Here is a 26,297-nt window from a genome sequence, read left to right as displayed (position 1 = left end):
TACGATCTGAGTTCGCAGGAGTGATCACAGTTTTTGGTATTGACAATAACGCCTTGATGTTTAAAATGAGTTACAAGAAATTTTAACACGGTGAGGATAAAAATATGGAGGATTATATGAAAAAGGAAAACAGAAAAACTTTTATCATGTTTCTGCTGGCTTTTTTAATCGGCTTTTTCGTCGTTTCTCTCGTAGAGGTGTTACGTTCCTCTTTTAGCCCTGTAGGACCGGATATACAGATGGCCTCGGCTGTTTCTTCAACGGGGGGAAGCCTGCCTGCCCCTGTCTCGTTTGCTGAACTTGCTGAGAGATTAAAACCTGCAGTTGTAAACATCAGCACTACCAAGACAATTCGGGCAGGTGGTGCATTCAGGTCCCCCTTTGGTGGAGGTTCTCCCTTTGATCGCTATTTTGGGGGAGACGATTTTTTCGAGAGATTTTTCGGCGATGTACCACGGAGGGAATTCAAGCAGAAAAGCCTCGGCTCCGGTTTTATTATCAGCCATGATGGTTACATCTTTACAAACAATCACGTGGTGGAACGAGCTGAGAAAATACTGGTAAAACTCTCCGATGGAAAAGAATATGAGGCGAAGATCATCGGTAAGGATGCGAAAACAGACATCGCCCTGATTAAAATAAAACCGGACAACTCTCTACCTGTAGTAGAGATCGGTGATTCAGAAAAATTGCGTGTAGGTGACTGGGTTCTTGCCATTGGTAATCCATTCGGACTCGAACAGACGGTTACAGCCGGCATAGTCAGCGCCAAGGGTCGTGTGATTGGCGCAGGTCCCTACGACAACTTTATTCAGACAGACGCCTCCATCAATCCAGGAAATAGTGGTGGGCCGCTATTCAATATGGAAGGCAAGGTGATAGGAATCAATACCGCTATTGTTGCCCAGGGACAGGGCATCGGATTTGCCATCCCGGTCAACATGGCTAAAGATATTCTGCCCGACCTGAAGACAAAAGGAAAGGTGTCCCGGGGCTGGATTGGTGTTTCCGTCCAGGAGATCACAGAAGATATTGCCCAGAGCCTTAAACTGAAAACTAAAAATGGCGCCCTGATTGCTGAAGTCTTCGAGGGGGATCCTGCCGACAGGGCCGGCCTGAAGACAGGTGACATTGTGATCGAGGTAAATGGCAAAAAGACAAAAGATACCCACGAATTATTAATGATTATCGCCTCATCTCATGTGGGAGATAATATCTCGGTAAAAGTCCTGCGCGATGGCAAGGAAAATACTTTTCAGGTTGTCGTGGCAGAAAGGAAAGAACAGTCAGAATTAGCGGCGGTAAGGGAAAAAAGTGAAGGCTTCGGGATGACCGTCCAGGAGATCACACCGGAAATTGCCCGACATCTCGATGTTTCCCCAAAAACCGGCGTTATTGTGGCGGAGGTGCAAGAGGGAAGTCCCGCGGATGAGGCCGGTATCCGTCCCATGGACATCATCCTCCAGGTCAACAAAGTGAAAATATACTCCCTAAAGGACTATTTCCGGGAAATATCAAAGGGAAAGGCAAAAAATGGTATCCTGCTTTTGCTCAAGCGAGGGAAGGCAACTTTTTTTGTACCCCTCCGTAAATAAAGTCCCCTAGGCAACAAATTAAACTTCCTACCATCTGATAGAGGGGACTTTCCGGCAGGTAATATGGCTGATGCGATTGTGCCCCGTGAAATCATCTGGAAGCCTGGATCTGTATGTACGCACGTACTGTCGGTCAATGCCTATTTTCGCTCTATGATTCACTAAATATTTACTTTGGTGATCTGCACTGGTGGCCTGGTGAGTCTCCTTTCGAGGTGATTGTTGGTGCAATACTAACCCAGAACACGGCCTGGCACAATGTTGAAATCGCCATAGATAAGCTGAAATCAAAAGGACTTCTCCATCCAGAAAGGATTCTGGAGACAGAGAACGAGATTCTGGCAGAACTCATCAGACCTTCAGGATATTACCGTATCAAAACCAGAAGACTAAAGTCTTTTGTCCAGTATCTGCATGAGGAATACGATGGAAGCCTTGAGAGGATGTTTTTGGAAGACTTCCGGCACCTGAGAGAGAAACTGTTGCGCGTCAAGGGTATTGGAGAAGAGACGGCGGATAGTATTCTCCTCTATGCAGGGGAAAAGCCGATATTTGTCGTTGATGCATATACGCGAAGGATTCTGCAGAGGCATGATATCATCTGTGAAGGTGCAAGCTATGGAGAAATTCAGAAACTCTTCATGACACATCTTCCCCACAGCGTTCCTCTGTACAAGCAGTATCACGCCCTCCTGGTCAATACGGGAAAGACTTTCTGTACCAAAACCCCTCGCTGTGAAGGGTGTCCACTCCACAAATTTAATTATACGAATATGGGAACAGAGAAGCCGAAATGTTTCACGTGAAACACATCCCCGGTTAAACCGCATATTCAGAGGAGATTGCTCCTATGATCAAACGCCTGGCCATAAAATTTGGCATTATACCGTTCCTCTATTACCTCATCCGTTTATACTTCTTGCTGGTCAGGATCAGTGTGCGGGATGAGGATTGGCTCGTTGACCATCTCAACGGCGGGGGCAGGGCGATCATTGCCGCGTGGCACCAGCGTATTTTCCTGTTCATGAGCTATGCAAAGAGGCTCGGTGTTTTTTCACCTTCCGTAATGATCAGCCAGAGCCGTGATGGAGAAATGATTGCAAGCATAATGAGCCGTCTGAATATTCGGCCTGTCAGGGGGTCCAGTTCCCGTAATGGTAGGAAGGCCCTTGCCGCCATGGTGACAGACATAGCACATCATCAGCTTGCCGCTCATGTAGTGGACGGTCCCCAGGGGCCGAGGGGAGTGGTTAAGGAGGGGCTTATTACGATGGCTCAGTTGTCCGGGGCAGCGATTTTCCCACTCTACGCATCTGTTGACCGAGCCTGGATCCTGAAGAGCTGGGATCGTTTCCTGATCCCCAAACCTTTCAGCCAGGTTCTCATCCGCTGGGACAGACCCCTTTACATACCGGAACACCTGGATGCGGAGAGCTTTGAAACTATCCGGCTCCAGGTGGAAGAGCAGATGAGGGAAAACCAGGACGCAGATGATCGCTGTTGGGGATGGGCCGAAGGCCTGTTGCAGGACACTCCTGTACCCTCCTGACCCTTGAATCGCGCCCATCGCCCATAGCCTATCACCTCTTGCCCATAGCCTATGTAGTGACTCTTCATCACGCCTCATTCCCCGTGGAGAACACCTTCACCGTTTCGCCAGCATCCATAGGTATACATCTTGGCCAGGGCCTTGACTGCCCGTTCAGGTGTGAGAAAGGAAACTCCTTTGTAAGGACTTCCCTCGATGTCGGTTATCGTTCGGCTAGTTTCGTCGGAAATCATACTCACGCCCACCACAGGCTTTTCGTACTTTTCCATCATTCTCACCACATGTTCGATTAAACTCCGTTCCACTCGAGCCTGCTGCCGGGGGAGATTTTCGAGGGCGGCAAGGTCATAGTCTTGTTCAACAATCCTCATCGAGTTGACCTGCCACCTGACAAAAAAAACATGTCCCAGAATCCCCATGTAAATAAGGGCATCACAACCATCCCACTTTAACAATTCTTCTATGACCATGATCGGGATCTTGGGATCACGTTCCCCCACCAGATCAATGGGATTAGAATGACTCCAGTAAGGGGGGAGGATCTGATTGATCTGTGAGATGATTTCTGACGACAGGTCAGGCACTTCCAATCCATATTCGACACACAAGTCGGCGGTAACGACCCCCCAGCCGCCACCCATGGTCACAATGGCTACCCTTTTACTCTTCAATAACGGCAAGGAAGTAAAAGCGGCAGCCAGATCCAGGAGATCCATTGGTTGTTCCACCAGGACAATCCCCGCTTGACGGCAAGCGGCCCCAAAGACCTTGAGGTCGGAAGCCAGCGCCCCCGTATGGCTGGCAGCAGCCTGTTCTCCTGCACGGGTGCGTCCTCCTTTGAGCACCACAACAGGTTTTTGGAGACCTACTCGGCAGGCCGTTTCAAAGAAGCGGCGGCCATCTTTGATACTTTCGATGTATAAAACCACCGTCCTCGTCAGATCATCCACGTCAAAAGCGTCCATACAATCTTCTATCGTGACCATTGTCTCATTTCCCGAGCCACAGAAGGCGCGTATACCGATTCCTTCTCTCTCGGCAAAGGCCAAAAGCTGCACCCCCAGATTACCGGATTGGGTAACAAGCGCCATTGAGCCGGGCTTCGGACGCACATGGGCGCCCGTAGCGTACAGGCTGTAATGGGGGTTACAGATCCCCATCGTGTTTGGTCCAAGCACCAAGATACCCGCCTCACGGGCCTCCCTGACAAGTTGCTCCTCAAGATGTCGGCCCTGTTCACCGGTTTCACTGAAACCGGAGGTAATGACGAGCATACTTTTAATACCTTTTACCTTAAGCTGCGGAATTAGTTCCAGTACCCTGTCGGCGGGAATCATGACGATCGCAAGATCAACCTGACCCGGAATCTCAGTAACAGATTTGAACACATGTCTCCCGGCGATCTTGCCACCCTTCGCGTTAACAAGATAGAGTTCCCCTTTAAAATCCCCTCCTGCAATATTGGTAAAAATCCTGTGTCCCCACTTGCCAAATCTGGGAGATGCACCGACAATAGCGATAGAGTTTGGATAAAACAGATCCCGCATTGCCCTTGCTCCCACAGGAGGATAAACGGTCTTTGTACCGGTTTTTTCACCAAGTATGACCAGTGCATCTACAGCTCTCACTTTACCATCCGGACTGATCAGCAGGGGATTGACATCAACTTCCGTCACTTCTGGATAGTCCAGCCCCAGGCGAGACAAGCCTAACAGTGTTTGGACAATCTGCTCTCGTTCAACTGCCCGCTCACCACGAAAGGGACCAAGGAGAGGAGCAGCACGAAGTTCATCCAGCATATAAGCGGCATGAACCTCGTTGAGGGGAGCCAGGCGGAAAACAACGTCATCCAGGGCCTCGGTAAAGACACCACCTAAACCGAACATGACGACCGGTCCGAATTGGACGTCACGAAACAGGCCGGCCACAAACTCCCGTCTTCCCAAAAGCATGGGCTGGATAAGAAAGCCTTCGAGGTCATCACCAGCAGCATCCAATATCTCCCGTGCAGCGCTACGGACATCATCTGTATCCTTCAGGTTAAGTCTTACAAGCCCCCGCTCTGTCTTGTGTGTCAGCCGAGAGCCAAGCCCTTTCAGCACCACAGGAAAGCCTGTGATCCGTGCCTGCGCCACGGTATCATCGAGAGTTTCTACAACAGTTTCCTCCACCACAGGCACACCGTAACATTTCAACAACTGTTTCGCTTCCGCCTCGTTGAGAGCCGTCCTTCCCTCCGATTTTGCCCTCTCTATCAGTTCAACTGCTTTCATCGGAACTCCTCTCATTTGTTTAAGATTTTGGTACGTTTATCACACGTTAAAACTGAATGCAAACAACAACCCTACGGTTTGGAACGGGTCAACGGCTTTTCATATTGACACAGATTTCCCATCGTGTTAGGTAGCCGTTGAAAATGGAAAACCTAAGATGAGCGATTCCCCCTCCTTTTTTTTATTCCGGTTCCTGAATTCTGGCTCCTGAGAGAGCTTTGCAAAACTGAAAATTGGCTTCGTGAAGGGCGAAGCAAAGATTTTTTCGGGGAGGGGGGCTCTGCCATCGCAGCGAAGCGCCCGCCAGGGCAACTGTTTGAAGGCGAAGCCTGAGTTTTGCCCTGGCAGCGAAACTAAATGATGCATGGTCGAAAAAAGATTTTGAAGCCCTGATGAAGGCAATTTTCAAAGCTCTCCCTGAGTAATTACAAATCGGCTCTGATCGTACAAGAAGTGGCACATTTGTGAAGGGACTGACCATGTCGCGTAAGCGTTTTATTGATCTCAGTATAGCTATTGAATCAGGCCTGCCCAGCGATCCTCCTATGATGATCCCAAAGATAGACTACCGTGACCATATGGAGGGTGCCGAGCAGATGAAGGATTTTTTCCCGGGGATCAAAAAGGAACAGTTGCCGGGAGGTCTCGGATGGGCATTTGAAATGCTATGGCTTACTACTCACTCGGGCACACACCTCGATGCCCCCTACCATTATCACCCTACGATGGATCATGGCAATCGAGCCTTGACTATTGATGAGATACCTCTGGAATGGTGTTTCAACGATGGGGTGGTCCTCGATTTCCGCCACATGGCGGACGGCGAAAGGATAAGAGTAAAGGACATAAAACAGGAACTTGAGCGGATACAGTACACCATCAAGCCTCTGGACATAGTGCTTATTCAAACCGGAGCTGACGAGGCCTGGGGGGAAAGAGGAGTATCTTGTGAAGGGGGCGGGGATGGACAGGGAAAGCACCCTCTTTCTTGTGGAGCAAGGGGTAAAGGTGGTGGGGATAGATGCCTGGAGCTGGGACCGTCCACTTCCGTATTTGGCCAAGGAGTTCCAGTATACAGGCGATCCAAAGGTCGTCTGGGAAGCGCATTTCGCGGGAATTGAGGCCTGTTACTGCCATATGGAAAAGATGGCGAACCTGTCGGCCATCAACATGCCTTTTGGATTCACCGTTTGCTGTTTCCCGATAAAGATAAAAGGGGCCAGTGCCGGTTGGGTTCGTCCCATCGCGATCGTGGATGAGGAATAACTCGCGGTAACTATGAAGGAAAGAGATACATCATGGAAAAACTGATTATTACAGCCGCAATTACCGGCGGGGCTACCGTGCCCTCGCTAACCCCTTATCTGCCGATAACACCAAGGCAGATTGCCGACTCCGCAATCGAGGCGACAGAAGCGGGAGCGGCAATTGTCCACATCCATGCCAGGAGGCCTGCCGACGGTCTTCCTTCCTCTGATCCTGAGCACTTTCGGGAGATCATTACCCCCATCAAAGAAAAAAGCGATGCGGTCGTTTGCATCTCCACAGGCGGTTCCGCACTCATGACCATTGAAGAACGGGCAGCCACCATTCCTCTCTTTAGGCCGGAGATGTGCTCCTTCAATTTGGGTTCCATAAATTTTGCCCTCCATCCTGTACTCCCTTCCATAAAGGAGTTTAAATACTCATGGGAACAAGAGTACCTGGAGATGAGCAAGGATTTTGTCTTTAAGAACACTTTCAAAGACCTGGAATATCTTTGCTCGATCGTAAAGGAGAATGATACGAAGCCGGAATTGGAGGTCTACGATGTAGGGCATCTTTACAATCTTGACTACCTGGTACAGAAAGGCCTGATGAGTCCTCCATTTCATATCCAATTTGTTATGGGTGTTCTGGGAGGGATTCGGGGGACACCTGAGGATCTGACCTATCTGAAAACAAAGGCTGATGTCCTCTTCGGGGAGGCCAATTATTCATGGTCTGTAATCGGTGTGGGAGTTGCAGAGATCAACCTTTCCACCATGGCTATCCACATGGGGGGACACGTCAGGGTTGGTCTCGAGGACAACATCTATATAAAGAAAAATGTATTGGCGAAGAGCAATGCCGAACTGGTGGAAAAGGTAGTAAAACTGGCAGAGATGTTGAACCGTGATGTTGCCGGACCCGATGATGCACGTAAAATCCTCGGCCTGAAGGGAAAAACAGAGACGGCTTTTTAAAAACCTCTTCCTTAAGTTACGAACTACACGATGCCGGAAGCTGGTTTGTTCCCGATCGCATAAGACTCATGAGAATTGTAGGGTTTGTCAAGAGAGGTTTTCTGTTACAGCCTTTATCTTACCATTCATCTGTTTAAGATTCTGATAAGCTGACCGCAAGCGGTCAGCTTATCGTCGGCTGTTGAGCCCTTTGGGCTCTAATGCCCTTGAGGCGTCGCTCGCGCTCCGCCTATCAAGGGCGTTAGAGCTGAAAATTCTCTGGCTTGATGAACTACGTTCATCCCGCCTCCGAATTTCCGCTCAACAGCCGACGTTAGCTGGCAACCTTCGAAGAATCTCGCTCATCTGCTTGAAAGCGACCACAAATCCTTTACCAGGAATTGCTGAAAGTCATATATTTGCTCGCGTAGCCGTTCATTGGTAACCATTTCTGGCCTGGGGTCAACGTAATAGACGCCATCCAGTTTGTTCAACGCGACCGTATAGCCCAAGAAGTGGTTACTCTTAAAGGTGGAGTTAATCCCGAAGATACTTTTCCCTCTACGGGCACGCTGAACGTCATGCAGGAAGATTCCCACTACAGGTACGTCTCTACCGAGCAGCTTCGTCAAGAGGTACTTATCGAGGAACACTTTGTCTATCCGGTCTTTGCTCGTGGTCTTCACTGAGCCGACGATCTCTGAGACGTGTATGAACTTGGTCTCAGAAGCCACAATTGCCTTATTGTGAGAGAATACCAAATCCAACTCGTAGGACATTTCATAACCAGGATATCCAGGGATTGGGATACTGATAGTGCGTGGTTCACACACCAAACCCACTTCTTGGATGATGAGTTTGACCAGCGTCTCGAAGAGTTGCCCCACCCGCTTTCTGGACTGATTGGGGCTATCGAAGGAGTCACCGACGGCACCAACAGCCTGCTGGACAGTATAGACGACTTTATTGATTTCTTTCGACTCAATATAACTATTGCGGCCCCTTCGGCCAGCGGCTGCTTCCTGGTTCTGCCTTAGGTCGGCAAGAAAGGCGATGAACCTCTCAAACGCTACCCTGAAATCGCCGGCTGACTCGATGAACAGATCAACGTTCAGAGGACGGGTGATTCTGTGAGCGTAAGTTTCATCGTACTGGTAGAAAATGTAATTCTGGTGCGAAGGTGAAACAATGCGCGTGGGCTGCGTGCTTTGGACGAGCCTGAGAAAGGCCTCGCATAAGGTAAAGTAGTCGGATAGAGTGCCAAAGGCCGATCTATCCTGGACACTTGCTTGCAGGTCTGCTAATGTAACTTCTGTCATCGAATGGACTTCCTTCGTTCGGCGTTCTCAAGGTCGTATTGGATCCATTTCTCAACCGGCCAATCCTCCACGAGTTCAATTCTTCGGGCAGCCCATTGACAGTATTCAAGGGAGATGTCGCACCCTTTCCACTTTCGACCAAGTTGCTCAGCCACGACAGTAGTCGTTCCCGACCCGAGGAACGGGTCGATCACCGAATCGTCCTCGTTTGATGATGCCAGGACGATCCTTCTCAAGAGCTCTTCAGGCTTCTGAGTAGGATGAGGCGTCTTTTCGTGCATTCCGTTGCACGTCGTGGGGATTTCAATCACATCTCTGGGCTTGGCCCCTTTAGGATGTGGCCGCCAAAGCCTGTCCTTACCGCTGTGGCCTTTCCCGTATTGGCTGGTCTCAGCCTGCGGATGTTCGGGGTATTTCAATGTGTGATTGCCGTAGGGAAGCCGCACATCGTCCACATTGAAAGTGAACTGTTGGCTCTTTCTGAAGTGGAGAATGCTTTCATGTGAACGTCCCCAATCAGAACCAAGGTTGGCTTTGTTCTTGTAGTGCCAAACCAGCCACTTGCATCCTTTAAAGAAGCGTGACGCAGGAAGTTTCATATCGGCCAGGATTTCGGAGAACCCACAGACGTAGAGCGTGCCGGTTGGCTTCAAGGCGCGTGCTGCTTGTTCTATCCACTGCAACGACCACTTAACGTACTCTTCTTGTGACTCGAAACTATCCCACTCTGCCTTCTTGATGTTGTAAGGTGGGTCAGCAAAGATCAGGTCAACCGACTCACTTTTCAGAGAGCGAAGCCAGGCAACAGCGTCTCCGATCCAAATTTCCCCGTTCGGATGTCTGTAGAACAAAGTTGGAATATCTGGGGCCATTTGAGCGGCATCGATTTGAGTAAAAGAACCCTTGACCAACGGCTGGCCAAAGAAAGTCGGAATGTCCTTGTTGCGGGCGTACTCTCCCGATGGTTCCCGAACTTCTAACTCCTCCGCCATGGCTTCATGGCTCGGGCGTTTCCTCTCGATCACCTTTTACCTCCCATGTGATTTTGTGTTGCCAGCTAACCCGCCGTGCTTTTCACGGTCGGCTTGAGCCGGTGGTTGAACAATGGATTGAAAACGACCTTGCAGGTCGTATCAATCCTTATAGGTTAGGCGGCTTTTAGACAGATTTAATCTCACTCTGAAATGTAATTATAAGCCTGCATTATCAGTATCATGGCGTAGTCAAATTCTTCCTTTTTCGATAGCTCAAATTGGGTATTGAGAAGACCATACCCATAAGTAGATGGAACTGCTTTGCATATATTCTGAGGGTCATTAGCCTTTTTATTCCCCATCTTAATCAGGATTTTTAACTTTTGTTTTTGAACTTGAACGCTAGTGAAAGTTGAGATGGTACGATAATCACAATAGAATGCACCCACCTTTTCCCATACAGCCTCTGATATTCCGAGAATCCTGTCCCTTAATGTCGAGAATAACTCGCGAATCTCTGGACTAGCTTTCTTCATTAATGCTTCAACTGTATATTTTTCAACTTCAGTTTCTTCTAAAGTTGCTTTGGGAACAGATTTACTTTTGATGATATTCACATTCTCAATATTGAATAAGCCTTCATACAAGGAATATTTGATAAGTTCTACACTTGGTCCCATCTGGTTTATAGCAGCCAATTCCTTGATGTCAAAAACTTGAGCAATGATAAGCAAACGTGGCTGAGTTGACCAGTTCACATTTACGTCTTTTCCCAGTTTGTCTTTTACAATAGACTCGAAGGGTCTTTTATTTTGCATCACCCAATCCAAGTAAAATAGACCTTGGACAATGGCACTCAAATCTTTTTTCCACTTATATTCGATGATAACTGGAATTTCATCCTCATCAAGGCCCAGAGTATCAATTCTCCCATTTGGAATTGGGTATTCGGTAGCAATTATTCTAATACCCATCACATACATGAGATTCTTCTCGATCAAACGATGAAGTTCTTCTTCATTGTCAAACTCCTGGCGTTCAATCTTTTCTAGTATCAGATCTGAAAGGACTTTAAATAACGGCATAAACTATCTCATGAATATATACAAACCAGAAAATTTGTTGACATATGATCCAGGCAACTACCCCACATGTGCCGAGGGCAATCGGCATATGTCTACGGTTCTAATGTCAACTATTTTATTGGACTCCATATAGTTGTTATCCTGAATATGGGCGGAAATTTATGCAAATGCGCTCCTACTATCGAGGAACCCTTGTTTATCAGGCCGATATGCCCTGATAAACCACTTATTAGATTGAATGATTTTTCTGGTAAATTTGCCCCACTCCTGTTATCAATAAAACGCAATTATTTTAACAGGGGACAGGAACAGATGTCAACAGCAAAAAGACTTAGGAAAAATTAAAAATTATCTCTTCCATGCAAAATTCAATTTTTACCGGAGGCTTAAGTTGACCTTTCAGGAATTGATCTTTGCCCTCGAAAAATACTGGGCCAGCCAGGGATGTATCATCCAGCAGCCCTACGATATTGAGGTAGGAGCGGGCACCTTCAATCCGGCAACGTTCCTCAGGGTTCTGGGACCGGAACCATGGAATGTGGCTTACGTTGAGCCATCCCGGAGACCCACAGACGGCAGGTATGGCGAAAACCCGAACAGGTTGCAGCACTACTACCAGTATCAGGTGATCATGAAGCCCTCACCCCCGGACATTCAGGATCTTTACCTCGACTCCCTGAAGAGCTTCGGCATAGACCCCCTTGATCACGACATCCGTTTTGTGGAAGACGACTGGGAATCACCGACACTGGGCGCCTGGGGTCTGGGCTGGGAGGTATGGCTCGATGGGATGGAGATAACGCAGTTCACATACTTCCAGCAGGTCGGTGGATTCGATCTCAATCCCGTGTGTGTTGAACTGACATACGGTATTGAGCGTATAGCCATGTATATCCAGGAAATAGATAATGTATTCGACCTGAAATGGAATGATAATATCAGATACGGGGATGTCCACCACCGGAGTGAGGTGGAATTTTCCACCTATAATTTTGCAACAGCGGATATTGAAATGCTGCGGGATCTCTTTGGGATGTATGAAAAAGAATCCCTGAGAACAGCCGAAAAGGGCCTTATCCTGCCCGCCTATGATTATTGCCTCAAGTGTTCCCATACCTTTAACCTTCTCGATGCGCGGGGGGCGATCAGTGTCGCCGAGCGCACGAGCTATATCGGGAGGGTGAGAAATCTGGCCAGGATTTGTGCGGAAGGTTATCTCAGGCAGCGGGAGGAAATGGGATACCCCTTGAGAGAAAAAATCTTAGGGGGCGCAAAATCATGATCTTCAACCTGGAGACCTTTGATGGCCAAGGACTTGATACTTGAGATAGGAACGGAAGAAATCCCCGCCGCCTTTTTACCTAAGGCGATGAGAGATATGGATGAAATGATCCGGAAAGAGCTTCTCTCCCAACGGCTCCGACACGGCAAGGTCGTCACCATGGCCACACCGCGGAGGCTTTGCCTCTATGTTGCCGATATTTCGGAAAAGCAGGAAGACCAGATTGTCGTCAAACTCGGACCGGTCAGGGGTGTTTCTTTCGATGACCGGGGAAACCCCTCGCAGGCCGCCATCGGTTTTGCAAAGAATCAGGGAGTTACCATTTCGGAGCTAAAGATGGTTACCACGGAAAAAGGTGAATACATCTCTTCACGGAAGGAAATCCCCGGTGAGGAGACAAAAACCCTCTTGCCCCATATCTTATCGGAATTCATCACCTCCCTCCCCTTTAAAAAAACGATGCGCTGGTTGAATCTGGAACTTCGCTTTGCCCGGCCGATTCACTGGATACTTGCCCTTTACGGCGGCCGGACGGTGCCGTTTAAAATCGGAAATATAGAAAGCGGCAACAGGACCTGCGGCCATCGCTTCATGAGCCCCGCTTATTTTGCCGTGGGGAACATGGATGAATACCTGACAAAAACAAGAGAAAACTTTGTGATTGTAAACCATCAGGAACGAAAGAGGACCATCATCGAAGAGGCGGAAAAGATTGCAAGGTCTCTTTCCGGGCGGGCCCTCCTTAACGACGAACTTCTCGAGACAGTGACCTTTCTCGTTGAATATCCGACAGTTGTCAGCGGTAGCTTTGACCGGGAATACCTGAAACTCCCCCAGGAGGTTCTCATCACCTCCATGATCTCCCATCAAAAGTACATCCCTCTTGTAGATGAGAAGGGTGAACTGATGCCCCATTTTATCGTCATTAACAATACCCTGGCCCGCGATCCAACAGTTGTTAGCAGGGGAAACGAAAAGGTTATCCGTGCCAGGCTGGCCGATGCAAAGTTCTTCTTCGATGAAGACCAGAAGATTTCCCTTGCGCGTCGCGTCGAGAATTTGCAGTACGTTGTATTTCACACCCTCCTCGGCACCTCTTATGACAAGGTACAGCGTTTCCGAAAACTTGCCGCCTATATGGCAGAGCAGATAAATCCTGCCCTTAAGGAAACGGTGGACCGCGTGGCTGTCCTTGCCAAGGCCGATTTAGACACCCAGATGGTCGGTGAATTTGCAGAGCTTCAGGGGGTCATGGGCCGGGAATATGCCCTGCTTGCCGGTGAAAATCCTGTGGTGGCAAAGGCGATCTATGAGCATTACCTCCCCGTGGCAGCCGGTTCCGACCTGCCGGAAACGGATGAGGGCGCCATCGTCAGCATGGCAGACAAGATGGACACCATCGTGGGGTTCTTCGGTGTAAACCTGATCCCCACGGGAGATACGGACCCATACGCCTTACGACGTCAGGCCCTCGGTATTATTAACATTATTCTCCATAAGCGTTACTCCTTCCTGCTGGAAGAGATGGTCAGTGAAAGCCTCTCGCTTCTCGGCGGTAAACTAAAAAGACCCTCAGAGACAAAGGCCGATGTCCTGGAGTTTTTTAAGGGAAGATTGGAAAACCGGCTCCTCTCCCAGGGGTACCCCTACGATGTCGTTGATGCCGTCCTCACCTCGGGTGTATCAGACATAGTCAGGTCTGTAAAAAAAATTGAAGCCCTGAAAACATTCAAGTCTCACGCAGATTTTGAACCACTGGTGATTGCCTTCAAGCGGGTGGGTAACATTATCGGAGATTTTAAAGAAGGTTCCGTAGACCCTGCCCTGTTTGAGATGGATGAAGAGAAGAATCTCTACGATGCCTTCCTGAAAAGAAAGGAAAGGGTACTCACCTATACTAACAGCGACGATTATCGTCCCGCGCTGATTGAACTGGCATGCCTGAGAAAACCGGTGGACGATTTTTTTGATTCTGTATTGGTCATGACAGAGGACGAAAAGACAAGGTATAACCGGCTTTCCCTCCTCAGAGAGATATTCATGCTGTTCCACAGAATCGCCGATTTCTCTAAAATTGTCGTAGATGCATGAGGGGTATTTGTATGTCCCGTACTAAAAAACCCCCCATACTCTGTCCGAATTGCCGGAAGCTGATCAGCACAGATGAACCTGTCTGTCCTTACTGTGGCCTATCCAGGCCTGGCTTGCGAAGAATAATCCATTTCTTCAGCGGTTCTTCAGGCAAAAGAGGATCAGTTGATATTGTGAGGGCCATTATTTATACCAATATCTCCTTCTACATCCTTTCCCTTCTCTTAAGTTCTTCTGCTGTTGGTCTGTCGGCAAATCCGCTGACTTTTTTATCCCCCGGGAGCAGGAGTCTTTTCCTCCTGGGGGCAACGGGAACCATACCCATAGCCGGATTTAATCGCTGGTGGACCCTTGTTGCGGCTTCCTTTCTCCACGGTGGCATCCTCCATATCTTTTTTAACATGGCCGCCCTGGGACAATTAGGGCCGTTTGTATTACGTGAATTCGGGTTTTATCGTTTTGTGATCATCTATATAGCCACCGGCATAGTTGGATTCTTTATATCCTGCCTGGTTCAGATCCCTTTCACCATCGGGGCATCCGGTAGTATCTGCGGCCTCATCGGCGCCATTCTCTATTATGGGAAAAGCAGGGGAGGTTTGTACGGACATGCCATTTACAGGCAGGCTATGGGGTGGGTTGTAGGACTTGTTATCTTTGGCCTGCTGGTTGCGGGAATCAATAACTGGGCACATGGGGGAGGTCTTGTCTCCGGTATTCTGCTCGGTTTCTTGATGGGCTATCGTGAAAAGAAGGGAGAAACAATCATTCACCAAATGCTGGCCATAGGGTGCATTCTTTTAACGGTCGCCATTTTACTCTGGGCTATCATTGCCGCAATATACTACCATTTTCTCCTCTCCCCTTTATCTTAAAATCGCATTGACAGATAGTCCAACTTACCCTAAGATTATTGACAAAATACGCATTCATCGGTGTTAAGGCGCAGGCTAAAGCCTGCGGCTACATCAGGGTATTCCCTGCAATTGTAAAAAAGAGTAAGCGTTCAGCTATCAGCCGTCAGCTTTCAGTAAAGACAAAGGCTTACCCCGTCAGATGTTTACTATCTATAAGCATTCAGCTTCTTCCTGACCGCTGAACGCTTACAAAAAGGAGAGGAGCATTATGTCGAAGAGTGTTCAGCAAATAGCAATGATTTTTATCAGCATCCTGCTGATTGCGGGCTGCGATACTGCCTTCGTGGTGGGTGGCAGAACCGTCGGGATCAGTTCGGGACAGTTCATTTACACAGACGGGCTCTTAACGATGGAGTATAACCTTCCCTTCGAGGATATCTGGAAGGCCTGTGAAAAAACCCTCGCCGACATGAAGGCTTCTGGAGTGGAGACGAACCGGAAGATCGCTACGGGCAAGATAACGGCGACTGTCGAGGATGAGAAGGTTGTCATCTCCATTGAATACGTCTCCAGAGAGACAACATTGGTATCCATACGGGTTGGTGTCGGGGGAAACAACCTTGCCTCCCAGCTCATCCACGAAAGGATTGGCCGTAACCTCTGGAAAATTAAGAAAGATAGGGGAGATACCTTATGACCGACAGTCAGTTTGATAAACCACTTTCCCAAGAACTGAAAGAACAGACAGGGCTGTTAGAAAAAAATTTTAAGGAGACGCTCATTGAGGATGAGGAGCTGCATAAGATTCTGATGATCAACTCCCCGATCGGCATCTATGTAGTCCAGAATGGTAGATTTAAGTTCGTGAACCAAAAGTTTAAAGAATATAGTGGTTTCAGCGAGGAAGAATTATTGGGCAGGGAGGCCCTAAGCCTCATCCATCCTGAAGACAGGGAAAGGGTCAGGCAAAATGCCATCCTGATGCTGAAGGGAAAGACTTCGGCATTACGGACGGCGCCGAGAACGATTCTTTCAAAAAGCAGTCTTAAAAATTTAAAGTTCCTTTCCGAAAAATCCAATCAGCAGGAGGAAAGATTACCCCTAATGTATGCAGTGATCATGGCCGGTGGCAAGGGCACACGGTTCTGGCCGAGAAGCAGGGAGTCGAAGCCAAAACATCTATTAGACATCATCAGTGAAAAGACCATCATTCAAGAAACAGTGGACAGGATAAGACCTCTCGTTCCGGTGGAGAACATCCTGATCGTCACAGGTCGAAGCCATGCCGATGAACTGATGAGACAATTGCCCGAAATTCCAAGAGAAAACATTATTGTTGAACCAGTGGGCAGAAATACCGCCCCCTGTATCGGTCTCGCAGCGCTGCATATCAAAAAAAAGGCCGGGGAAGACGTCATGGTAGTTCTGCCGTCAGATCACCTGATTGCCGATGAAGAACGTTTCCTTCACACCTTAGTCGTTGCTGCCAAGATGGCACAGCAGGGAGATTATCTCCTCACCATCGGCATCAAACCAACCGGGCCGGAAACCGGTTATGGCTACATCGAACAGGGTGATTTGAAAGCCACCATAGGAGGAGAAGATATTTATGAGGTCAGGTCTGTCAGGGAAAAACCCTCTTTTGAATTGGCAAAGACTTTTCTTGAGGATGGTGGTTTCTTCTGGAATAGTGGTATGTTTATCTGGAAGGTCTCCACAATTCTTGAGGCCATTAAACAATGGCTTCCCGATCTCTACCGAGGTCTTCTCCATATAGAAAGTGCCGTGGGGACAGACAGGGAGGGTGATATTACCGAACAGGTGTACCGAGAGATCGTCCCTATTTCCATTGATTATGGTGTCATGGAAAAGGCCAACGATGTCCTCCTCCTCAAGGGGGAGTTCAGATGGAACGATCTGGGGAGTTGGGATGCCCTTTGGGAGATAGCGGACAAAGACGAAAGGGGAAATGTGATATGGAGACGGGAAAATTTTATCGGCGTGGATACCAGAAATTCCCTCATCTATAGCCCCCAAAAACTGGTTGTCCTGGTGGGGGTGGAAGACCTGCTGGTAATAGAGACGGAAGATTCCCTCCTGATCTGTAAAAGAGGCTCTTCACAGAACGTCAAGACGGTGGTGAAAACCATCGAGGCAAAAAACATGAGAGAATATCTGTAATACAGGATGAGTGTCCCTTACCTGCACTGGAGGCGTAGATACATGGACCTCTTTATCAACATGGTTGGATTGTTGGCAGCCCTTTTATCAACCATTTCTATGGTGCCACAGGTGGTAAAGATTTATAAAACAAAAAACACAAAAGACCTGTCTCTCATGACGTTTGTCATTCTGTCCTCCGCTATTTTTCTATGGTTCATTTACGGCCTTTTAATCAGGGCCTTCCCGATCATCATCGGAAATGCCATTGGCTTCATATTAACTGCCTTTATCGTGATGATGAAGATCAAAATGGATAAAAAATAAAAGAGGGGTAGGGGAATGGGGATCGTCGCTGCGGGAAGGTTCATCTTAGCCTCTGCCTCCCCCCGTAGAATTGAGCTTTTGAAACTTACGGGATTACACTTTGAGGTCATACCAGGTTGTGTAAATGAGACATACCTGAAGGGCGAAACCCCGGGGGAACATGTTTTAAGGCTATCAGAGGACAAGGTACGGGTCATTGCCAGCCGACATCCCGACGCCTGGGTACTGGGAGCAGATACCATTGTCATCATCCATGGTGAAATATTGGGCAAACCCAGGACAACTGCTGAGGCAAAAGAGATGCTGGGCAAGCTCTCCGGACAGGAGCACAGGGTCTTTACCGGTTTTACTATCGAAAGGAAAACAATAGACGTTCTCATCAGGAATGTTGTCGAATCTCTGGTAATTTTTAAGGAAATCCCGGAGGACGAACTGGCGTGGTACGTAAGATCGGATGAACCGTACGACAAGGCAGGGGGATATGCCGTCCAGGGGATGAGTGCTCTTTTTATTAGGGAGATCCATGGTTCCTATACGAACGTTATGGGTCTTCCCCTCTGCGAGGTTGTGGAAGTACTGAAAAGTATCGGGGCTATTGAATTTTCCTAAGAAAATCATGGAGCGGACAGTCAAGGCTAACATCGAGAAAATCCGAAGCAATATTGCCGAGGCAGCTCTTAGGACCGGACGACATGCCTCTGAGATCAGGCTCATGGCTGTGACCAAAACGGTAGACGAAAACCACATTATGGAGGCTATCGAGGCCGGGGTGGATATTATCGGCGAGAACTATGTCCAGGAGGCAAAGAGAAAAATGGAAAAGTTGGGTAAACCTATCGAGTGGCACATGATAGGCCACCTCCAGACCAACAAGGCCAAATATGCGGTGGGACTTTTCGATATGATCCATTCCTTGGACAGAATGGACCTTGCCATTGAGCTCGACAGAAGGTCAAAAGCCTCAGGGCATCTCACCAAGGTCCTGATCGAGGTCAACATAAGTGGGGAGAAAACGAAAAATGGCGTTTCCCCGAAAGAGGCGATTGATCTGATCCGAAATGTGGCTACCCTTGAGAATCTGTTGGTTTATGGACTGATGACCATGCCTCCCTGGTTTGATGATCCCGAAAAAACAAGGCCGTATTTTGTGGCCCTGCGGAAATTGAGAGACAGGATTATTGAGGAACAAATTGAGCGCGTGGAAATGCGGGAACTCTCCATGGGGATGTCAGTAGACTACCGGGTGGCTGTCGAAGAGGGGGCGACGATCGTAAGGATTGGAAGAGACATCTTCGGGGAAAGGATTCCGGTTCTTTAAAGCTTCCCCGTTTTTCAGGAAGAACTAAATGAAATCAGGGAAAGGAGTACGTACCGATGGATTACGCAAAATATGAGAGAATTTTAACCCGAAGGGACGGAAAGGTTTTGACTTTAACCATGAACAGGCCAGAACAGTTGAACGCCGTGGATGGCCGGTTACATTATGAGCTGGCGGAAATTTTCCGGGATGTCCAGCACGATCCAGAAACAAACGTTGTTGTTCTCACGGGAGCGGGAAGAGCTTTTTGTGCCGGCGGCGACCTCGACTGGCTCAAGAAAATATCCGATAAAGTTATGTTGGGACAGATGCTTTCCGAAGGGAAAAAAATAATTAATGACCTCCTTGAATTGGAAAAACCTATCATCGCCAGAGTAAATGGCCCGGCGATGGGGTTAGGCGCTACCCTAGCGCTTTTCTGTGACATTATCATCGCCTCGGAAAAAGCTAAATTTGCCGATCCGCATGTAAAGGTCGGGATCGCGGCAGGAGACGGCGGCTGCGTGATCTGGCCACTGCTTGTTGGTATTTGCAAGGCCAAGGAGTTATTGCTGACAGGGGATGCTATTTTGGCCGGAGAGGCCGAAAGAATGGGACTGATTAACAGAGCTGTACCCCCCGAAGAACTTGACAAAATAGTTTATGAACTCGCCCAGAGGCTGGCCAATGGGCCTACTCAGGCAATTAATGCCACAAAAGTTGCCATTAACAAAAACGTAAAGTTTTTTACCAACCTGATTCTCGATACTTCGCTGGCACTGGAGGGACATAATTTTTATACCCAGGACATGATTGAAGCAATCAATGCTTTTAAGGAAAAGAGAGAACCATCGTTTAAGGGATTTTAGAAGTCTGCCACGCCCTCCTCAGGCGGAGGGAATTGCCGACCACAGAGAAGGAACTCAAGGCCATGGCCGCGGCGGCAAACTCAGGATTTAAAAGGATACCGGAGAAGGGGTACAATACCCCGGCGGCGATAGGGATTCCCAGGATATTATAGATAAATGCCCAGAAAAGGTTCTGTCTGATCGTCTTCATTGTCCTATGGGAAAGTTTGATAGCTGCCGGCACCGACCGCAGGTCATTGTTTATAAGGGTGATGTCACTCGCCTCTATAGCGACATCTGTCCCGGCCCCGATGGCGATGCCGAGATCAGCGGTTCCCAGAGCAGGCGCATCATTGATGCCGTCTCCTACCATCGCCACGACCTCTCCCTGCTTCTGTATACGTCTGATCTCATCAGCCTTGCCGGCAGGTAAGACCCCCGCCACGACCTTATCAATACCAAGCACCGTCCCGATGGTTATAGCCGTACTGGCATTGTCTCCTGTAATCATGGCAACCTTCAGTCCCATGTCCTTTAAGGTAGAAACAGCTTCCTTCGCCGATGGCCTGGGTACATCGGCAAGGCCGATAAGTCCAATGGCCTGATTCCCCTCAGCGACAAAAACACAGCTCTTCCCCTCACCGGATAGCTGCTCGGCCTCCCTATCGAGATCATTCATCTGTACACCCTCCTTCTCCATAAGCTGCAGGCTGCCCAGTAAACACGGTTGACCTCTCAGGATCGCTTTAGCACCGAGGCCTGACAGTGCCTCAAATTGCTCGGTATGCCCAGGAAGCACCTGCTCACGGCGACCCCTTTCCAAAATAGCCTGAGCGAGAGGGTGTTCAGAAGTGGCCTCTATGGAAACGGCAATGCTTAAAATCTTATCCTGAGAAAAACCCTGTGCCGGAATTACATCTGTAACCCCCGCCTCCCCCTGGTGAGGGTGCCGGTCTTGTCAAATACTACCATCGTGAGTTTGTAAGCTTTTTCAAGGCTCTCCCCACCCTTGATCAGGATACCATTTTCTGCTCCCAGACCCGTACCAACCATAACCGCTGTAGGCGTTGCCAGACCAAGAGCGCAGGGACAGGCAATCACCAGCACGGATACAAAATTCAACAGGGCACGGCTAAAGAGGGGAGGGGAAACAAAAAAGTACCAGACCACAAAAGTGAATATACCAATAATAAATACGGCAGGTACGAATACGGAGGCAACTCTGTCTGCCAGTCTCTGGATTGGAGCTTTAGATCCCTGGGCCTCTTCAACAAGACGGATAATCTGAGCCAGGGTAGTCTCGGCACCTACCTTTGTGGCCTTAAAAGTAAAACTTCCAGTCTTGTTCAATGTAGCAGCGAATACCTGTTGTCCGGGTTCTTTAGTCACCGGCATACTCTCACCGGTCAGCATGGACTCATCTACCGTTGAGGCCCCGGAAACAACTATCCCGTCGGTAGCAATCTTTTCCCCTGGCCGGACGATAAGCAGATCCCCTTCCCTCACCTCATCAATCGGAACATCCATCTCCTGCCCATCCCGGATAACACGGGCTGTTTTGGGTCTGAGTCCCATCAGGCCCTTGATCGCCCGAGAGGTTTTTCCTCGGGCCTTCGCTTCCAGCAAACGCCCGAGAAGGATCAGGGTAATAATCATGGCGGCACTGTCATAGTAACTGTGGGCGGCCATATCTGCATCTGCAAAGACCTGGGGGAAAAAGGTCGCTAAAATAGAGGAGAGATAAGCGGAAAGTGCCCCCACTGCCACCAGCGTGTTCATGTCTGTGGTCTTTTGTCTCAAAGCCTTGATGGCACCAATATAAAACTGGCTTCCCACCCAGAATACCACGGGAGTTGTGAGTACAAACATGGTAATCAGCATGACCTGTCTCGGGACGGCCATAAGAAACGAAAACCAGTGTTGCATGGAGCCTATAAATATGATGATGCTGAGCACCATGCCAAAGCTGAACTTGATTTTTAATTCCTTAATCTCTTTCTCCCGGGCTGCTGTAATGGGATCTTCAGGAACATCGCCAAGAACACCCAAGAACTCGTAGCCATGTCCGGTAATTGCCCCTTTTAGTGCTTCAATACCGGCCCAGTCCCTGTCATGCACAACCGTTGCCCTTGCAGTAGCAAGATTTACAGCCGTATCTCTGACACCAGCAACCGCCTTTAACGCCAGTTCCACCCGCCGAACACAGGCGGCACAGGTCATTCCGCCAATGTGAAGGACCACCTTCTCAGACAATATTGTATCCTGCCTTCCTGATACCTTCATGACACAGGCAATGGGTGATGGGATATTGCCCCTTGCCTCTCGCCTATTGTTTTCATGTTATCCTTTCCCTCGTAAATATTTCTTTAAAAAAATCTTATTTTGTGGTATTAACAAAATTAACCACAATAAGAAACACTAACCCATTTAATTACGACATAAACTTTCGCAGATACACACAAATAGCTGTTTTTCTGGTATTTATCTAACACCTATGAGACCTTTGAAAAACTGAAAATTGGCTTCGTGAAGGGCGAAGCAAAGATTTTTTCGGGGAGGGGGGCTCTGCCATCGCAGCGAAGCGCCCGCCAGGGCAACTGTTTGAAGGCGAAGCCTGAGTTTTGCCCTGGCAGCGAAACTAAATGATGCATAATCGTCAAAAGATTTTGAGCACTTTCGAAGACAATTTTCAAAGGTTCCCCTATTTAATCGTTGCTTTTAATTTAAAAGCTTAAGTTAAATGGTCTGATCGTCTGTGCTCATCATGTCGAGAGAAATTCCTACACTGTTATGCGTAAAATTATCTGTATAGCCAATCAAAAAAGGGGGGGGCAAGACAACAACCGCCCTCAATCTATCTGCGTCCCTGGCAACAGCGGAAAAGAAAACTCTCCTTATAGATTGCGATCCCCAGGGCAATGCCAGTAGTGGCATGGGGATTAACAGGGACTCAGCTCGAGAAAAAAATCTTTATCATACCCTGATCGGTAAAGTTCCTCTAAGGGAAGTGGTTGTAAGTACTATGATACCATATCTCGATATGGTACCGGCCAACCAGGATTTGATCGGAGTAGAAGTTGAATTCATCCCACAATTACCAATACAATCAGGTTGTTAAAACTTCCTTCGGAAGTTAAGGATGCTTTGATTTAGAAAAAAATTACCGCCGGTTATGCAAGACCCCTCCTCACCCTGAATTCGGGGGAAGAACAGATTAGAGTGCTTAGGCTAGGCTAATCGTCGAAAGGGACCTCAGCGTAAGAGAAATGGAAAAATGGGTTAAAAAGATAAAAGAAGGTCCCCCTAAAGGGAAAGCTGTTAACAAGGATTTGACGATTATAGCTTTGGAAAAGGAACTGTCGTCAAAATTGATGACAGTGGTCTGCATAAACCAGAGTAAAAGGGCGGGGAAGATTGAAATTAAGTTTGCCACAAAAGAAGAATTAAACCGGTTGGTGTCAATTTTGATGGTAACTAAAGACTAATTACTGTTGATAAGCCTGTTTATAAGGTGTTTAAATTTGGATATACTCTGGGAAAAAAGCATTAAAATTATTCAAGAAAAGGTTAGTCCACAGAATTTTGAAACCTGGATTAAGCCTATTAAGATCGCTTCTCTTGATAAGAACAATATTAGTTTATCTGTGCCAAATAAGTTTTTCAGGGATTGGGTTGTGGAAAATTATTTTTCTGTAATTAAAACTTCTCTCACCTCTGTTGCAGGTATGAATTTTAATGTTGAGTTTACAATAGAGCCACATGGCAGCGGGAAGGACCAGAATTTAACAGGTCAGACCAGGAATCATGGGCAACAAGTTGATGTTTCTCTTAAGAAGACCCGCAAAACAGGAACTCATCCGTCCCTTAATCCAAACTACACTTTCGATAGGTTTGTAGTTGGTCCATGCAATCGCTTTGCCCACGCAACATCTCTAGCTGTAGCGGAAAAACCGGCGAAGAACTACAATCCTCTGTTTATCTATGGTGGTGTCGGTCTAGGAAAGACACACCTACTTAACGCCATCGGTCTTCTGACACTTTCCCTCCACTCAGAAATGAATGTAATTTATATCTCGGCAGAAGCATTTATGAATGAGCTGATCAACTCAATCAGATATGATAAAATGCAAAAATTCAGGGAAAAATTTAGAAATATTGATTGTTTTCTTATTGATGATATTCAATTTATCGCTGGAAAAGGAAGGACGCAGGAAGAATTTTTTCATACTTTCAATACCCTTCATGATTCAGGTAAACAAATTGTTGTTACAAGTGACAAGTTTCCCAAAGATATCCCGGATCTTGAAGAAAGATTACGATCCAGATTTGAATGGGGTCTCATCGCTGATATACAACCACCTGAAATAGAGACCAAAATCGCCATTATTGAAAAAAAAGCCCAGGAAAATAACATTTCTCTATCGAGTAATGCAGCACATTATATTGCCTCAATTACTCAATCTAGTATTAGGGAATTAGAGGGTTTTCTCATCAGGATCAACGCTTATTCTTCCCTAACTGGTAGAGTAATTAATATAGACCTTATAAAAGAGGTTCTTAGGAAGATACTCAAACAAAACAAAAGAGAAGAAATAACGATTGATGAAATTATCAAAGCAGTAACAGGTAACTTTAACCTTAAGATATCAGATATTAAATCACAAAATAAAAATAAAAGTCTTGTTCTACCAAGACAGGTTATTATGTATCTCTCAAGAAAGCTAACCAATACCTCTTTTCCAGATATTGGGAGAAAAATAGGAGGACGAGATCATTCAACGGTGATTTATGCAAATAATAAGATAAAGAGGTTAATTGAGATAGATGTGAATTTTAGAAAGATTATTGAGGATATTGAGGATTCTTTAAGTAAAGGGAGTTAGGAAATGTTCGGCAAATAACAAATTGGTTTTTAATTTAAATTATTTAGGTCATCTTTTATACAAGTAGTAAACAAAATTGTTCCTTTTATGTAATTATAATTACTATATGATTTACGTGTTTTCACTTATCAACAATTACTATTACTATTACTATAGTTTTTAAAATCTTGAAAAAGAAGTAATAGAATTTGTCTGATGTTAGTAGAATAATTCTTTCATAAAGTCTCAATATGGATTATGTTATTCTATGGGTTACCCCGTATTAAGTATAGGGCTATAGGCAAGAGGTAATAGATTTTAGCCCATAGCCTTATTATTTTACTGGCTACAAAAATATAAAAATTAAATTAAAAGGGAGTGTATAGAATATGGAATTAAGCATACGGAGGGATACTTTCTTGGGTGGGGTTCAAAAAACACTTGGTGTAGTTGAGAAGAGAACAATTCTACCAATTCTCAATAATGTACTTATTAGGGCAAAAGGGGATAAGGTCAGGATTATTGCGACAGACAGGGAAATTAGCTTGATAGCGGATTATGATGCAAAAATTATAGTTGAAGGTGACATTACACTTTCTGCCAGGAAATTATATGAGATGATCAGAGAGCTTTATGGAGATATGATTTATTTAAAAAAGGATGAGCATAATACGGTGACAATGACTTGCGGTAAGGTAGTTTATAAGATACCTGGTGTGCCGGCTGATGATTTCCCGAATATTGGAGATGAGATAGATGTTGGATTATTTAGGATTGAGGGAAATATCCTGTATGAGCTTATTCGTAAGACATTTTCTGCAATGTCTACCGATGAAAAGAAGGGGAACTTAAACGGAGTTTTCTTTAAGGTTGAAAAGGATGGAAGTGCCTGTGTGGCTAAAATGGTAGCGACAGATGGATTTCGGTTGGCTATTAGTTGTGTGGGTGGGGTCTTTGAGGGGGTAGAATTTTGTGAGCTTGATAAGGGAATAATTATACCGCGGAAGGGAGTGGTTGAGATTAGGAGACTTGTTGAGGATGAAACCGGTGGTGTTGTGATGGGGGTTCATCAAGATATGTGTGTTGTTAAGACGAGCAGTGCGACGTTAAAGGTTAGTCTGGTTAATGATGAGTATCCAGATTATCGTAGAGTTATACCAGTAGATACGGGGGAGATAGTTTGCTTTAATAAGGATGTAGTGTTGCGTGCTTTGAGGAGGATGAATGTTGTATCGAGTGAGGGGTGTGATGGGGTTATGATCAGGTTAATAAAGGACATGATGGTGTTTAGTTTAAATAATCCGGATGTGGGTGAGGCAAACGAGGAGATTCCCGTGTCATATAAAGGGGGAGAAGTTGGGGTGGGGTATAGTGTGAATTTCTTGATAGATGCTATAGAGGTTATTGATGAAGACATGGTTAGTTTTGATGTTGGTGTTGGGGTAAGGCCCGGTATTATCAGGCCTTTGGGTAATGATAATTATATCTGTGCTGTTATGCCGCTTAGGTTTTAAGGGGTAAGGCAAGGGGAGCAGCCCATAGCCTATAACCCATAGCCTAATGTTAATATTTGT

At 47.0% G+C, this 26,297-nt stretch carries 24 protein-coding genes; 18 read left to right on the top strand and 6 right to left on the bottom strand.

Annotated features, from left to right (window positions below; translation table 11 throughout):
• Positions 1 to 116 precede the first annotated feature (116 nt).
• From QMD03_02420 to QMD03_02410, 3 genes are all read left to right on the top strand, one after another.
• The gene (locus QMD03_02420) at positions 117 to 1,595 is read left to right on the top strand and encodes a DegQ family serine endoprotease (GenBank protein ID MDI6776087.1); all 1,479 of its coding nucleotides are present in this window, start codon (positions 117 to 119) and stop codon (positions 1,593 to 1,595) included.
• A gap of 113 nt (positions 1,596 to 1,708) precedes the next feature.
• Positions 1,709 to 2,401, top strand: coding sequence for an endonuclease III domain-containing protein (locus tag QMD03_02415; GenBank protein ID MDI6776086.1), 693 nt, complete (start codon positions 1,709 to 1,711; stop codon positions 2,399 to 2,401).
• Positions 2,402 to 2,445: 44 nt separating this feature from the next.
• A complete protein-coding gene (locus QMD03_02410; protein ID MDI6776085.1) occupies positions 2,446 to 3,144 on the top strand; it encodes a lysophospholipid acyltransferase family protein in 699 nt (232 codons plus the stop codon).
• A 74-nt stretch (positions 3,145 to 3,218) separates the two neighbouring features.
• On the opposite strand, the gene QMD03_02405 is transcribed toward QMD03_02410, so the two are convergent.
• Positions 3,219 to 5,417 (bottom strand): acetate--CoA ligase family protein, encoded by a 2,199-nt coding sequence (locus QMD03_02405; protein MDI6776084.1) that lies wholly within the window; start codon positions 5,415 to 5,417, stop codon positions 3,219 to 3,221.
• 479 nt (positions 5,418 to 5,896) lie between these two features.
• On the opposite strand from QMD03_02405, the gene QMD03_02400 reads away from it, so the two are divergent.
• The 3 genes from QMD03_02400 to QMD03_02390 are packed head-to-tail and all read left to right on the top strand — an operon-like array spanning position 5,897 to position 7,642.
• A complete protein-coding gene (locus QMD03_02400; protein MDI6776083.1) occupies positions 5,897 to 6,538 on the top strand; it encodes a cyclase family protein in 642 nt (213 codons plus the stop codon).
• Positions 6,539 to 6,554: 16 nt separating this feature from the next.
• On the top strand, positions 6,555 to 6,683 hold the full coding sequence (locus QMD03_02395; GenBank protein MDI6776082.1) for a hypothetical protein: 129 nt from the start codon (positions 6,555 to 6,557) through the stop codon (positions 6,681 to 6,683).
• A gap of 32 nt (positions 6,684 to 6,715) precedes the next feature.
• On the top strand, positions 6,716 to 7,642 hold the full coding sequence (locus QMD03_02390) for a 3-keto-5-aminohexanoate cleavage protein (protein MDI6776081.1): 927 nt from the start codon (positions 6,716 to 6,718) through the stop codon (positions 7,640 to 7,642).
• Positions 7,643 to 7,983: 341 nt separating this feature from the next.
• Here the strand turns inward: QMD03_02390 and QMD03_02385 are convergent, their stop codons facing one another.
• The 3 genes from QMD03_02385 to QMD03_02375 form a co-directional block, all read right to left on the bottom strand.
• Positions 7,984 to 8,940: a hypothetical protein gene (locus tag QMD03_02385; protein MDI6776080.1), complete on the bottom strand. Its 957-nt coding sequence runs from the start codon at positions 8,938 to 8,940 to the stop codon at positions 7,984 to 7,986.
• Positions 8,937 to 9,965, bottom strand: a complete 1,029-nt coding sequence (locus QMD03_02380; protein ID MDI6776079.1) for a DNA methyltransferase — start codon at positions 9,963 to 9,965, stop codon at positions 8,937 to 8,939. Before QMD03_02380 ends, QMD03_02385 begins: the two co-directional genes overlap by 4 nt.
• Positions 9,966 to 10,114: 149 nt before the next feature.
• The gene (locus QMD03_02375; GenBank protein ID MDI6776078.1) at positions 10,115 to 10,999 is read right to left on the bottom strand and encodes an endonuclease NucS; all 885 of its coding nucleotides are present in this window, start codon (positions 10,997 to 10,999) and stop codon (positions 10,115 to 10,117) included.
• Between the two features lie 391 nt (positions 11,000 to 11,390).
• On the opposite strand from QMD03_02375, the gene glyQ reads away from it, so the two are divergent.
• From glyQ to QMD03_02330, 9 genes are all read left to right on the top strand, one after another.
• Entirely contained in the window at positions 11,391 to 12,281 is an 891-nt protein-coding gene (glyQ, locus tag QMD03_02370) for a glycine--tRNA ligase subunit alpha (GenBank protein ID MDI6776077.1), read from the top strand.
• Between the two features lie 21 nt (positions 12,282 to 12,302).
• The gene (gene glyS, locus QMD03_02365; GenBank protein MDI6776076.1) at positions 12,303 to 14,372 is read left to right on the top strand and encodes a glycine--tRNA ligase subunit beta; all 2,070 of its coding nucleotides are present in this window, start codon (positions 12,303 to 12,305) and stop codon (positions 14,370 to 14,372) included.
• 11 nt (positions 14,373 to 14,383) lie between these two features.
• Positions 14,384 to 15,247, top strand: a complete 864-nt coding sequence (locus QMD03_02360; GenBank protein MDI6776075.1) for a rhomboid family intramembrane serine protease — start codon at positions 14,384 to 14,386, stop codon at positions 15,245 to 15,247.
• Between the two features lie 250 nt (positions 15,248 to 15,497).
• On the top strand, positions 15,498 to 15,926 hold the full coding sequence (locus QMD03_02355) for a DUF3568 family protein (GenBank protein ID MDI6776074.1): 429 nt from the start codon (positions 15,498 to 15,500) through the stop codon (positions 15,924 to 15,926).
• The gene (locus QMD03_02350) at positions 15,923 to 17,410 is read left to right on the top strand and encodes a sugar phosphate nucleotidyltransferase (protein MDI6776073.1); all 1,488 of its coding nucleotides are present in this window, start codon (positions 15,923 to 15,925) and stop codon (positions 17,408 to 17,410) included. The genes QMD03_02355 and QMD03_02350 overlap by 4 nt, the downstream gene beginning before the upstream one ends.
• Positions 17,411 to 17,452: 42 nt before the next feature.
• Positions 17,453 to 17,716, top strand: coding sequence for a SemiSWEET transporter (locus QMD03_02345; protein ID MDI6776072.1), 264 nt, complete (start codon positions 17,453 to 17,455; stop codon positions 17,714 to 17,716).
• 15 nt (positions 17,717 to 17,731) lie between these two features.
• Positions 17,732 to 18,325, top strand: coding sequence for a Maf family protein (locus tag QMD03_02340; protein MDI6776071.1), 594 nt, complete (start codon positions 17,732 to 17,734; stop codon positions 18,323 to 18,325).
• A 7-nt stretch (positions 18,326 to 18,332) separates the two neighbouring features.
• A complete protein-coding gene (locus tag QMD03_02335) occupies positions 18,333 to 19,034 on the top strand; it encodes a YggS family pyridoxal phosphate-dependent enzyme (GenBank protein ID MDI6776070.1) in 702 nt (233 codons plus the stop codon).
• 56 nt (positions 19,035 to 19,090) lie between these two features.
• The gene (locus tag QMD03_02330; GenBank protein ID MDI6776069.1) at positions 19,091 to 19,882 is read left to right on the top strand and encodes an enoyl-CoA hydratase-related protein; all 792 of its coding nucleotides are present in this window, start codon (positions 19,091 to 19,093) and stop codon (positions 19,880 to 19,882) included.
• Here QMD03_02330 and QMD03_02325 read toward each other — a convergent pair.
• Together QMD03_02325 and QMD03_02320 are read right to left on the bottom strand one after the other, a co-directional pair.
• Positions 19,869 to 20,744 carry an HAD-IC family P-type ATPase gene (locus QMD03_02325; GenBank protein MDI6776068.1) on the bottom strand — a complete coding sequence of 292 codons (876 nt, stop codon included), beginning with the start codon at positions 20,742 to 20,744 and terminating at the stop codon, positions 19,869 to 19,871. The genes QMD03_02330 and QMD03_02325 overlap by 14 nt on opposite strands.
• A gap of 29 nt (positions 20,745 to 20,773) precedes the next feature.
• Entirely contained in the window at positions 20,774 to 22,114 is a 1,341-nt protein-coding gene (locus tag QMD03_02320) for a heavy metal translocating P-type ATPase (GenBank protein ID MDI6776067.1), read from the bottom strand.
• 1,013 nt (positions 22,115 to 23,127) lie between these two features.
• Between QMD03_02320 and QMD03_02315 the strand changes: the two genes are divergently transcribed.
• The 3 genes from QMD03_02315 (at position 23,128) to dnaN (ending at position 26,237) form a co-directional block, all read left to right on the top strand.
• Positions 23,128 to 23,346 (top strand): hypothetical protein, encoded by a 219-nt coding sequence (locus tag QMD03_02315; GenBank protein ID MDI6776066.1) that lies wholly within the window; start codon positions 23,128 to 23,130, stop codon positions 23,344 to 23,346.
• Between the two features lie 36 nt (positions 23,347 to 23,382).
• Positions 23,383 to 24,744: a chromosomal replication initiator protein DnaA gene (gene dnaA / locus QMD03_02310; GenBank protein ID MDI6776065.1), complete on the top strand. Its 1,362-nt coding sequence runs from the start codon at positions 23,383 to 23,385 to the stop codon at positions 24,742 to 24,744.
• 368 nt (positions 24,745 to 25,112) lie between these two features.
• Positions 25,113 to 26,237 (top strand): DNA polymerase III subunit beta, encoded by a 1,125-nt coding sequence (dnaN, locus tag QMD03_02305; GenBank protein ID MDI6776064.1) that lies wholly within the window; start codon positions 25,113 to 25,115, stop codon positions 26,235 to 26,237.
• Positions 26,238 to 26,297 lie beyond the last annotated feature (60 nt).

The sequence above is a fragment of the Syntrophales bacterium genome, from assembly GCA_030018935.1.
Lineage (GTDB): Bacteria > Desulfobacterota > Syntrophia > Syntrophales > CG2-30-49-12 > CG2-30-49-12.
This window is presented reverse-complemented; position numbering and strand designations above follow the sequence as displayed.